The sequence below is a fragment of the Pseudarcicella hirudinis genome (genome assembly GCF_900115665.1).
Classification (GTDB): Bacteria; Bacteroidota; Bacteroidia; order Cytophagales; family Spirosomataceae; genus Pseudarcicella; species Pseudarcicella hirudinis.
The window spans coordinates 133694-146290 of sequence record NZ_FOXH01000013.1; the positions used below are offsets into that span (position 1 = coordinate 133694).

Consider the following 12597-nt stretch of genomic DNA (forward strand, 5'->3'; position numbering starts at 1 on the left):
AAATATAATTTTACTATGATTTAGACAGTTAGCCTATACGTTAGGTTAATTGTCTAAATTTGTTTTTTAATTCAATCCAGGATTTTACAATTTTATGAAAAAGCTGATCGGAATATTTTTAGGGGCTGTTCTATTAATAGTCGCTTGTTCTAAATCAAGTGATAATGTTAACCCGGGAGGGGGAAATACCGGAAATACTTTTGAGTCTTTTGACAGAAAAGGAATGCTGACCAATTTAGGGAATAATGTGATTATTCCTTCTTTTGATAATTTTGATCAGAAAACAGCACTTTTACAAACAGCAATTACGACTTATTCCACAGATTTGTCGAATGAGCAGAAATTGATTCTGGCTCAATCTGCCTGGATCGAAGCCATAAAAGCCTGGAAAGCCTCTTCGGTGTTTATTCAGGGACCGATCACTGATAAATTTTTAGTGAACAGCATCGATTATCAGACAGTAAGTTATGACAACATTGAGAAAGCTATTACTGAAGGTACTACGATCGACAACGCTTATGTAGAAAGTAAAGGAGCGACCGTAAAGGGTTTTCAGGCTTTAGAATACTTATTGTTTGACCAAAACAAGAAAAACAGTAATATTATTGGCGGCTATACCGGTGCAAACGGTGCGAAACGGATTGCTTATTTAAAGGCTTTAATTACGAACCTGAAAGAAAAATCGGCTTTGGTATTAAATGCCTGGAAACCATCCGGAGAGAATTATGTAGCTAAATTTATCAGCGCTGACGGAAGAGATATTAACTCTTCATTGGGTGTGTTGGTTAATAACCTTATTCAGCTTGCCTATACTGTCCGTGATGAACGTATTGGTGCGCCTTACGGACACAGAACCAATAATGTACCGCAACCTAATCTGGTTGACGGAAGACTGAGTGACATCTCTGCTGATTTGGCCATTGCCGAATTAAACAGTATCGAAAGTGCTTTGCAGGGCAAAACAGCTACCGGAGCTAAAGGGCTTGGGATTTATGATTTATTAGATAAGCTTGAGGCAAAATCAGGAAGTGATTTGTTAAGTAAAGTTCTTTCAGACCAATTCACTACTGTTTATACAAAGATTAAAGCAATTCCTGTTCCGCTTCGTCTGGCTGTAGTTAATAATCCTGCACAGGTAGGTGCTGCTTATGACGAAGTAAAAAGATTGCAGGTAAAACTGGAAGTTGATATGGTGAATAATTTGGGAGTTTTATTGACTTTCAGTGATAATGATGGTGACTAATCTGATGACAGATTTTAGCGACAGGAACATGGAGTATAAGACCCGCCCGGGGATTTTTGCAGAAAAAATCAAAAGCTGGTTTTCTACTCCTGATTCATTAACAGACAGTCACAAAACAGCATATTCTCTGGCATTTTTTAGAATTGTTTTTGGAATATTGATGGTTGTGGCTGAAATCCGTTTTATTTCAAGAGACTGGATTACAGATTTTTATGTAAAACCTCAGTTTTTCTTTACGTTTTTTGGCTTTGACTGGATTCATCCCTTACCTGCTCCATACATTTACTGGGTTTTCTACGGGTTGGTTATCTGCGGGGTGTTAATTGCGCTCGGCTTGTTTTACAGAATCGCCATCTGGAGTTTTTTCCTGGGGTTTACTTATGTAGAATTACTTGATAAAAGTGTATATCTCAATCACTATTATCAGGTAAGTATGCTGGCCTTTATCATGTGTTTTTTACCAATGAATCGTAAGTATTCACTGGATGCCGGGATTAAAGCACATTTATCTTCTGAGATCTCCTTTCCCGGGAAAATCTTTAATTTTCTTACGTTTTCTACGATTAAATCTCCTCTTCCCGAAAACTGGATGCTTTGGGCATTAAGGCTACAGGTCGGATCTGTCTATTTTTTCGGAGGAGTGGCAAAGTTGAAATATGACTGGCTTTTCAGGGCACAGCCTCTCAGAATCTGGCTTGCCGCAAATGAACATTTTCCCTTGATCGGATCATTGCTGACCCAAACCTGGGTAGCCTTTGTTTTGAGTTGGTTTGCTTTATTTTTTGACCTGACTGCTCCTTTTTTGCTTTCTTTCCGAAAAACCAGATTTTACATTTATCTGATAATTGTCATTTTTCATTTACTGACGCATTACTTATTTTACATAGGAATGTTTCCATGGATGATGATTTTTACAGCCTTGATTTTTTTTCCTTCTGATTTTCATCAGAAAGTACTGCGTTTTCTTCCTGAACCGCAGACTTCAGGTTTTAATACTGTAAGGGCAAGCACTGTGAATCTGAAATGGCTTTTTACATTTTTCTTCCTTTTTCAGCTGATTATGCCATTCAGAAGCCATTTTTATGAAGGGAATGTACTTTGGCATGAACAGGGATTCAGGTTTTCCTGGAATATTATGCTGATGGAAAAAAATGCGAGTTTAGAGTATCGTGTCAAGGTGAAAAAATCTGGGGAAGAATTTTATGTAAGACCTTCAGAATTTTTAACAAGAATTCAGGCACGCCAATGTAGTTTTCAGCCAGATATGATTTTACAATTTGCCCATTATCTGCATCAGTATTATGTGGAAAACGGGCTGGGAGATACTGAAATAAGAGCAGAATGTTATGCCTCTCTCAATGGAAGAGGGAGCCAGTTATTGATTGATCCCAATGTGGATCTGACTAAAGAGCATGAAGGATTTATGCCCAAAACCTGGATTACAAAATTGAACTAGAATTTATCAGAATATTAAATATAGATGAAACGATTTACACACTGCAAAGAATATAGATATAGTAAAAGGACTTTTCTGAGTTTGGTTTTCTTTATTTTCCTGGCTTTTTCTGAAAAAGTATCAGCACAGAATACCGTTCTTTCCGGTAAAGTAACTGCTAAAAGCGGAAAACCGATAGCACATGCTATCCTTAGAGTTTATGAATCGGGGAGAGGTACAACTGCTGATTCATCTGGTCACTATTCTTTTGTTCATGCTGCCGGAAAGTTTACTGTAAGCGTTTCATCTTTGGGTTATAAGTCTGAGAAACATACCGTAACTTTTTTAAAAGGAAAGGAGATTACGCTTAATCTTGTATTGGAAGATGACGCTAAAAACCTGGAAGAAGTAAAGGTTTCCGGATCCAGAAATAACCAGAACGGACTTCGTCGTTTGGGAGATGTGGAAAATATGGCAATTTATGCCGGGAAAAAGAACGAAGTATTGGTATTGGGTAACATGAATGCCAATTTGGCAACGAACAATTCCAGACAGATTTATGCTAAGGTACCGGGCATTAATATTATTGAAAATGATGCGGCCGGAGTACAATTGGGTATTGCCACACGAGGGTTGAATCCAAACAGAACAACTGCATTTAATACACGTCAGAACGGTTATGACATCTCTGCTGATCCGATTGGTTACCCGGAAAGTTATTATACGCCACCGACTGAAGCAATCGACAGAATAGAAATTGTTCGTGGAGCGGCTTCTTTACAATACGGTACTCAATTCGGGGGGCTTCTGAACTTTCAGTTTAAAAGAGGAAATCCTGATAAAAAAATAGAATTGGTATCCAGACAAACCGGAGGTTCTTATGGCATGTTTAATTCATTTAATTCGATCGGAGGACAAGTTGGAAAATTTAACTATTATGCTTTTTATACTCATAAACAGGGAGATGGCTGGAGAAATAATACCAATTTTAATGTAAATACAGGTTATATTTCCGGAAGTTATCAGATTTCACCTAGGTTGAAAATCGGGGCAGAACTGACGATGATGAGCTATCTGATGAAACAGCCGGGAGGTTTGACGGATATTCAGTTTGAGGAAAACCCTCAGGCAAGTTACCGGAACCGTAACTGGTTTCAGGCCAAATGGACCCTGCCTGCCGTAACATTGGATTATCAGATCGGAGATCGCACCAAACTGAATATCAGAAGTTATGGATTGATTGCGGAAAGAGGTTCAATAGGAAATATTGTTGATTTGCTGAAAGACCGTCAGGATACCACGACACGCCGTCAGCTGACCTATGATAACTATCAAAACTTCGGAACTGAGGCGAGAATTTTACATAGATATGCCTTATTTAATAAAAAGGCCTCGGTATTGGTTGGAGCCAGGTATTACAAGGGAAATACGCACCGTGTTCAGGGAACAGGATTCAATGGTTCGGATGCAAACTTCAGTTTCCCGAATGCGGAAAAAGTAGATGAATTTGACTATCGTTTCCCCTCTTATAATGCGGCATTATTTGTGGAAAACGTAATCTGGCTGAATGAAAAAACCAGTATTACTCCCGGATTCAGATATGAATATATCAATACCAACGCCAATGGATATAGCCATGATCCGAAAACAAACAGAGATTCTTCCTATGTTCAGCAAAATATCAGAAGTTTTCCTTTGTTCGGGATAGGGATTAATTTCGCTGTAGCTCCTGAATCGGAAATTTATTTCAACATTTCACAAAACTACAGCCCGGTTAACTATTCAGATATATTGCAGAGAAGTCCAAAATTTAAAGTAGATCCGAATCTGAAAGATGTTACCGGATTTAATGCAGATTTAGGTTTCAGAGGAAAGTATAAAGACTGGTTGAATTTTGATGTCAGTACTTATTACCTGGATTATAATAACAGAATCGGTATTATCAGGGTTGCTTCTGATGATGGCCTGGATGTAATTCGCTACAGAACCAATATCGGCCGTTCGAGAAGTCTGGGCGTAGAATCATTTGCAGAGATTAATTTTACCAAACTGGCTAAAAAAGACTCATTGTATGGCAATCTTTCCTTGTTTGGTAGTTTTGCCTATACCGATGCAGCTTATACTTCAGCTTTTGATAAATTGCTGACCACCTTAATTGTGGATAAACAGGTTGAATATGCACCAAAGTACATATCAAGGGTAGGTTTGACCTGGCAAAAACGGGCATTTTCTACTACTTTCCAATATGCTTACACCAGTCAGCAATTTACTGATGCGTATAATTCTCCTCCTACAGCAGATGGATTAGTAGGGCCTATTCCGGCTTATGGCCTGATGGACTGGTCTGCAAATTATAGTTTCAAAAAGATGCTTTTCGGGCTGACTGTTAATAACCTTACGAATAATAAATATTTTACGAGACGGGCTTTAGGTTTCCCTGGTCCGGGTATTATTCCTTCGGACGCAAGAAGTATTTTCCTGACGGTTGGAATAAAGATTTAAGTTGGATAGTTGGTTGGTTATAAAGTAATGGTTAATAGAATTTGGGTTTGCCGCAAAATCAATCCGTTTTGTTTTTGCAGTAAATCTTAGCTATTTTCGCCCCGTTGTAATGAGAACCTCTCCGAGAATCGGCTATATGATAATTTATTCAGCTCGAAAAATTCTACGGAAGTCGTGGTGAAACTCGCACTTTTCTTTAGTTACAACCAAACTTTCCAGCCATAGAGTTAGAGTAAACCGATCAAAATAGAGTAACGTTAAAAAAGATTTTTATAAAACAATTAGTTGATAATGAGCATATTAACTAATTATCATTCTAAAATATGCCAATTTGTTTAACATTACCCATGATTATGTCCGTAAGCTATTTTCAAGTTATTTACGAAAAAAATAACACTAATTACAAGCCAATCGAAAACGCACCAAACGCTGGAATTTACAAGTTAAACGCTCTTGTAGAGTGTGAATATTTTCAGAAATTTATTGAGGAAAAATATGGAAGCCGAACGTATAACTTTGCTGGAGATGAAAATCTTATTGAAGAGAAAGGACAATTACCTATGAGTAAAGAGTATTTGTTTCCTAACGAAATCATTAGAGATTTACAGGCTTACACTAATTTTATTGAAGACCTAAAAAACGAGATAGAAAATCCTAAAAATCCAGAATTACAAAAAGGGATACGAAAGTGGTTCATTGACGAAAATACAATAAATTGGATTAAACAAGAGATTATAGACCTTGAAAAAGTTTGTAAATTTGCCCAAACGAACAGTTATTTACTGAAATTTGGTATTGATTACTAAGCCAAAATGAGAACATAGGTTGGCCTCATACTACTGGACAATTTGCGAAAATCAAGAGTTGAAACGTAACTTTGTTGCTTAAACCAACCTGATTATTTCATGGCTCACCCCTTAATAGACAAATTTACCCCTTCATTTTCAGATTTTGGTAAAAGTACGATTCAAAACCTGTTTCTTGTTTGTAATGCTGTACTCAAAAGTAGATCAACCAATTTGAATGTAATTAAAGATTATCTTCCTGATTTATTACAAAACCAAAGAACACAGCAGGCATCTCACTATAAAAGATTAATTCGTTTTTTTAGGGTAAATAAGCCTGATTTGCTTATGAGATATATTTTGAAATGGATTTATCAAATACTTTCTCAGAATGTAAAGTATTTAATTTTAGATGCTACACTTTGGCAACGAGGCAAAAAGCAAATACATATATTGCGCTTTGTGTAGTTTACAAAAATGTAGCCATCCCTATTTATTGGAATCAACTTGATAAAAATGGAGGTCATTCCTCCCAAGAAGATAGGCAAAACCTTATCCTGCAGGCCAGTGAAATATTTAACCTAAGCGGGAAAGTTTTATTAGCAGACAGAGAGTTTGTCGGCGATGAGTGGCTTAAATTTTTAAAGGATGCCCAAATAGATTTTATTATCAGATTAAGTAAAACCTGCTATAAAAAACGAATCACACAATCTATAGGGGTATCTCACAGCAGTTTAGAGAAAAAAGCATTAAAAAGAAAAACCGCAATAGGAAAAGTTTTCCGCTTAAATGGTAATGAATATACCTTTGTAGCCATTAAAAACGCTAAAAAAGACATTGCAGAACCTGTTTTGTTCCTGATTTCTTCCTTAACCAATTACAAAGAAATTACAAATACTTATCGAATAAGATGGCGAATAGAAACGTGCTTTAGACAATTAAAAACAAAAGGCTTTAACATAGAAGTGAGGTGGTACCCAAAAGCGGGACATATTTTTGCATAAACTTTGCAAAATGAAATCAGGAAAAACAGTAAAAGTGCGCAGGCATTACGAAGCTGACTTTAAGCAGGAATTGATGAGAATGCTGGCCAGTGGGCGTAGCGCAAAAGATATCTCGGAATCCTTTGGAATCGGGGAGAATCTACTTTATCGTTGGAAGAGAATGGCCACAAAAAAGGCGAAAATGAGTATGGGATCAACTAGCAATGATAAGTCGTTGAAGTTGGCCGAAGAAGTTGCTAAATTACGAGCAGAAAACCAGCGATTAAAAGCCGATCGTGACGTCTTAAAAAAGGCATTAGGTCTCTTGAGCCAGTCCGACTCAGGGACGTCTATGAGTTAATATACTCGCTTTGCCGGACAGAAAAAGTCAAATATTTATGCGCACTATTCCAAGTGAGCCGGAGTGCTTATTATCGTTACCGACGAGGCAAAAGCTATAGGGCAGACAAAAAATATAATAGGCCAAAACATGAAGTAGAGAAGGAATTTATCCAAAATCACAAGCGATATGGTAGCAGACGCATCAAGGCATCTTTACAAGAAAAAGGGATAATAATCTCTCGTAGAAAAGTTGCTTCAATTATGCGTAAACAGGGTTTGCGAGCCATTCAGCCAAGAACCTTTGTGCCAAGAACTACTAATAGCAGACATGGTAAAAGGGTGTCTCCCAATCTTTTAGAAGCTCATCCTCAGGTAACAAAACCCAATAGTGTCTGGGTTTCTGATATTACCTACATGCCTGTAAAAGGGGGCAAGTGGGCCTACTTATGCGTGTGGTTAGATTTGTTCTCAAGGCGGATAGTCAGTTGGCGTTTAGCTGAAAACATGCAGGAAATTCTTGTGAGAGAACCCTTGGAAAGAGCCCTGCTAAAGCGTCGGGTTAGTCCAGGTATGATCATACGTTCTGATCGTGGCGGCCAATATCTGTCAGAGAAAATGAAGAAACTCATTAAAACCTTCCAACTCAGACAAAGTATGTCTGGGGCCGATAATCCCTATGATAATGCTTGGGCAGAGTCATTTTGGAGCCGATTAAAGGCTGAACTTGATATGCCTAAAGGGGGCTATGAGTGTCTGGAAAGATTAAATGCCGTCTTATTTAAATACATTGAGGGTTACTATAATACCGCAAGGCTACATTCGGCTTTAAATTATTCGAGTCCAATTGCTTTTGAAACACAATATTATCGAAATACTGGATGAAATTTGAACTTTTAAATACTTAACTAAAACGCAAAAAGTGTAAACCCAAAGGGTACCACCTCAAAGAACTTGGCATTGACAACCTTGGATTGTTATAGAAATTATTTGAGTAGTCTATATGTGAATAAAAATATAAAATTAAAGGTTTTATACTGTAGTGATAATACACTGAACAATTTGGATGTGAGTAAGAATATAGCACTAACAGAATTGGGTTGTAGCGACAATGGATTAAGGAGTCTCGATGTGAGTAAAAATCTGGCATTAATTCATTTGTATTGTGGTACAGATGATATGATTCCATTGCCTCCCCTTCAGGAGGGGGACCATGTATTGATAAAAACGAATTATGCTAGGAATCGATTGACAACTTTGGATGTGAGTAAGAATTTATTCTTAGAACGTTTGGATTGTAGCAATAACCAATTGAAGGCTCTGGGCATGAGTAAGAATATAAAATTAATAGAAGTATGGTGTTCAAAAAATCAACTGAGGAGCATGGATGTAAGGAAGAATACTAAATTATTGAAATTGTTTTGTTATGCCAATAAAATCCAAACCATCTGCGTAAACAGCCTTTCTCAGCCAACAAGTAATTGGCAAAAAGATGATTCTGCTTCTTATAAGGTTTGTCAATAAATCATAATTCTCTGTAAAAGAGCGATATAATTTCATTCTGTTTGTAAAAAAAGCACAACCCCGGTTGTGCTTTTTTTGTTTTATACTTGTCTGATATTAAATTAAGTTTTACATTTGTTTTAAATTTAGATAAACCTAAAAAAATAATTAGAAATATAACAAATGAAACAATGTTGCAAATATACGATAATTTTATTCTTTAGCATAATTACTTCCTTTGTCTCCCGGGCTCAAAATGCTGTTTCAGGGAAGATATCATTTAGTGACAATAACGAGCCTGTTGTCGGAGCGAATGTATATATTCCTGAGTTGAGATTGGGAGTAAGTACAGATGTGAAAGGTTTTTATCGCTTGAAGAATCTGCCGAAAGGGGCCTATACCTTTCAGATCAGTTATGTTTCTCATAAAACCCTTACTGAAAAGGTCCCGGTTTCGGGAAATATCACTAAGGATTTTATCATGGAGAATTCAGCTACTTCTTTGGAAGAAGTGGTAGTAACCGGAGCGGGAATCCGTACATTGGTTAAGGAAAGCCCTGTCCCGATTGCTGCCCTTTCCAGGTCTCAATGGCTGCAAACTGCTTCAACCAATATGGTAGATGCGATTGTTAAACTGCCGGGTATTTCCCAGATTTCTACCGGATCAGTTTTGTCAAAACCTATCATTCGGGGTCTGGGCTTTAACCGGGTAATTACGGTACATGATGGTGTAAGACAAGAAGATAACCAATGGGGGGAGGAGCATAGTTTACACATTGATGAATATTCCATCGACAGGTATGAAATAATTCGGGGTTCGGGCTCATTGATGTATGGGTCAGATGGCTTAGGAGGGGTTATTTCTGTCATTTCTCCCTCTCCGGTAGAAGAAGGTAAAATCGCCGGAAATATCCTGTACAATTATCAGTCTAACAATGGCTTACAGGGATTTTCAGCAAATTTGTCAGGAAATCAGAATGGCTTAATCTGGTCTGGCAGATTAAGTCATAAAAGTGCCGGAAATTATAGAAATGCCTTCGACGGACTTGTTTACGGCTCTAATTTTAAAGAGCTTGATTTCAGCGGAATGGTTGGTCTGAATAAAAAATGGGGATATTCGAGGCTGTATTTTTCCAAATTCGGTCAGGAAATTAACATTATCGATGGCTTAAGAGATGCGCAGGGATATTTTATGAAAAATACCGTGCTGGAAGGTAAGCAGGTTAAAGTGAGGGTAACAGATGATGAATTGCAAAATAGCACGATAAATCCTTCAAATTCTCAGGATTTATCTAATTATAAGATCTCTCTGAATAATTATTTCAACCTCGGAAAAGGAAGTTTAAGTCTTAACCTCGCCTATTCTATAAATAACCGCAGAGAGTTTGGGAATGTGTTTAAGCCCAATGAACCGGATCTGTATTTTTACCTCAGAACCTATTACTATGATCTGAGATACAATTTCGCAGAAAAAAATGGCTTCGAAACAACCATTGGAACCAACGGAATGTACCAGAAAATGGAAAATAAGGGAAATGAAACCTTATATCCTGACTTTAATTTATTTGACAACGGGGTTTTTGTTTTCACAAAAAAGAAAATCAACAAACTCACATTAAGCGGAGGATTGAGATTTGACATCAGGGATTTATCTATCAATAAACTGTATATTGATGCTGAAGGTAAATTTCAGACCAATCCGGTTGGTGCGGTGGAAGAAAGATTTAAAGGTTTTTCAAATACTTTTAAGAATACGACCGGAAGTTTGGGAGCAGTCTATAAAATCAGTGAACACTGGTCTGTGAGAACCAATATTGCCAGAGGATTCAGAGCACCAAGTGTACCTGAAATATCTTCAAACGGTGAACATGCAGGCACTTTCAGATACGAGATCGGGAATATTAACCAATTGTCTGAAGTATCCCTTCAGAATGACCTTGGTATTACTTTTGAAAATAAATCATGGTATTTTGACCTGAACCTTTTCAGAAATCAGATTGATAATTATACTTTTTCAGAAAGAGTTCAGGGTGTTTCGGGGAAAGATTCAATCATTAATGGTGTTCCGGTTTTCCATTACAGACAAGGAAATGCCCGCTTAATGGGTCTGGAAGGAACAATTACTTTTAATCCGGAATCGCTCAGATGGTTTAGTATCACTCAAAGCTATTCGATGGTAAACGGTGTCAACCTTTCAGCTAAAAATGATTCGGCAAAATACCTGCCTTTTATGCCCTCGCCAAGATGGCTGACTAATGTAAAACTTACCAAAGCTAATATTGGAAAAACGTTAAGAAATGCTTATTTCTCTGTTGAACTTGAACATAACCAAAAGCAGGATCAGGTTTTGCTGGCTTATAATACCGAAACATTTACGCCTGCTTATACACTCGTAAATGTAGGGATGGGTGCCACCATTACAAATCGTCAGAAAAAAGCCATTTTTTCTGTTTACCTGGCAGCGAATAATCTTTTTGATGTGGCCTATCAGAGTCATCAAAGCCGCTTAAAATACCTCGACGTAAATCCGGTAACGGGCAGACAGGGCGTTTTTAACATGGGGAGGAATTTAAGTATAAAATTAATTGTTCCCTTTGAGATAAAGAAGAATTAAGGGTCTGGTAAACATATTAGTATCCTGCAACTTCCCGGAAATTTAAATCCGGGAAGTTTTGCTTTAAACAGCCAATGGCAAATTTGATGTTTCATGATTTCCGGAAAAATTCCTTTATTTTGAAGCAGAGAACTTTTATTTATGAATGAATACAAAAAGATTCCGGTAAATCTGATTACCGGATTTTTAGGAGTCGGGAAAACAACGGCAGTTATTAATTTGTTGAAAAACAAGCCTGAAAATGAAAAATGGGCTGTTTTAGTGAATGAATTTGGAGAGGTTTCAATTGATCATGCCATGATGCTGTCAGTTGAAGCGGGCCAGCTAAGTGTAATGGAAGTGGAAGGAGGTTGTATCTGCTGTTCTGCTCAGCAGAATATGTTTTCGACACTGCAAACAATTCTGAAACAGGTAAAACCTCAGAGAATTCTGATTGAACCAACCGGATTAGGCCATCCTGCAAGTATTCTGGATATGTTAAGGGCTAAACCATTTGCAGATCAGCTGGAAGTACATGCCACGATCTGTATGGTTAATCCTGTGCAGCTATTTCAGGAAAAGTATAAAACCAATGGTACTTATCTCGATCAGATTACCTTGGCGGATGTTTTGGTAGCGAATAAAACAGATCTGGCTTCAGAAGAAGAAATGGAGCACTTTTGGGAATTTACGGATGAATTATATCCACCCAAAATAATTGTTGACCGGATTGAACATGCTTTTCTGAAAGCGGAGTGGCTCAATATTATTCCGGGAGAAAGCAGAATTGCTTTATTTCCAGATAGCCATGTTATGCAGGAGCAAATGCCTGCCAAAACTTTTTTGAAGAGATTTCCAAAGCCCGGGAAACCGCTTATGAAACCCGGATATTCTTTAGGAAATTATAGTTGCGGCTGGATTTTTTCGGCTGAAGAAATATTTGATTTAGGAGAACTTAATAAGCTCATTATGCGGTTGTTTTTTGAAAACAAGGTACATCGGGCAAAAGGTATCTTCAGAATCAGCTCAGATTGGTACTTGTATAATTTCGCAGATGGCCTCCCATCTACACATTATATTGCCTATCGGAGAGACAGCAGACTGGAACTGATTGCTGATGAAGCCCAGAATTGGGCAGAAATTCAGGAAAAAATCCAGCGTTGTATCAGTAAAAATGAGGAGTAGGAAGAATGAAATTGGCGTCTGACGCCATCG

11 protein-coding genes are annotated in these 12597 nt (G+C 37.6%); all 11 read left to right on the plus strand.

The features are described 5' to 3' along the window. The first annotated feature begins 94 nt into the window (after positions 1–94). On the plus strand, positions 95–1243 hold the full coding sequence (locus BM179_RS19365; protein WP_092018816.1) for an imelysin family protein: 1149 nt from the start codon (positions 95–97) through the stop codon (positions 1241–1243). 28 nt (positions 1244–1271) lie between these two features. Continuing rightward, positions 1272–2699: an HTTM domain-containing protein gene (locus tag BM179_RS19370; protein ID WP_218159256.1), complete on the plus strand. Its 1428-nt coding sequence runs from the start codon at positions 1272–1274 to the stop codon at positions 2697–2699. Positions 2700–2723: 24 nt separating this feature from the next. After that, positions 2724–5180 (plus strand): TonB-dependent receptor, encoded by a 2457-nt coding sequence (locus BM179_RS19375; RefSeq protein WP_092018818.1) that lies wholly within the window; start codon positions 2724–2726, stop codon positions 5178–5180. 353 nt (positions 5181–5533) lie between these two features. Continuing rightward, complete coding sequence (locus BM179_RS19380; RefSeq protein ID WP_092018819.1) at positions 5534–5986, plus strand: hypothetical protein; 453 nt, start codon at positions 5534–5536, stop codon at positions 5984–5986. Between the two features lie 99 nt (positions 5987–6085). Further along, positions 6086–6433, plus strand: coding sequence for a hypothetical protein (locus tag BM179_RS25610; RefSeq protein ID WP_218159257.1), 348 nt, complete (start codon positions 6086–6088; stop codon positions 6431–6433). After that, entirely contained in the window at positions 6388–6969 is a 582-nt protein-coding gene (locus BM179_RS19385) for a transposase (RefSeq protein ID WP_218159258.1), read from the plus strand. The genes BM179_RS25610 and BM179_RS19385 overlap by 46 nt, the downstream gene beginning before the upstream one ends. Positions 6970–6979: 10 nt before the next feature. Then, the gene (locus BM179_RS19390; protein WP_092018821.1) at positions 6980–7309 is read left to right on the plus strand and encodes a transposase; all 330 of its coding nucleotides are present in this window, start codon (positions 6980–6982) and stop codon (positions 7307–7309) included. Continuing rightward, positions 7309–8172: an IS3 family transposase gene (locus tag BM179_RS19395; RefSeq protein WP_229632989.1), complete on the plus strand. Its 864-nt coding sequence runs from the start codon at positions 7309–7311 to the stop codon at positions 8170–8172. Before BM179_RS19390 ends, BM179_RS19395 begins: the two co-directional genes overlap by 1 nt. 69 nt (positions 8173–8241) lie before the next feature. Then, positions 8242–8811: a leucine-rich repeat domain-containing protein gene (locus BM179_RS19400; RefSeq protein ID WP_218159259.1), complete on the plus strand. Its 570-nt coding sequence runs from the start codon at positions 8242–8244 to the stop codon at positions 8809–8811. Between the two features lie 162 nt (positions 8812–8973). Next, a complete protein-coding gene (locus BM179_RS19405; protein ID WP_092018824.1) occupies positions 8974–11403 on the plus strand; it encodes a TonB-dependent receptor in 2430 nt (809 codons plus the stop codon). Positions 11404–11544: 141 nt separating this feature from the next. Further along, positions 11545–12567, plus strand: coding sequence for a CobW family GTP-binding protein (locus BM179_RS19410; protein WP_092018825.1), 1023 nt, complete (start codon positions 11545–11547; stop codon positions 12565–12567). Positions 12568–12597: the final 30 nt, after the last annotated feature.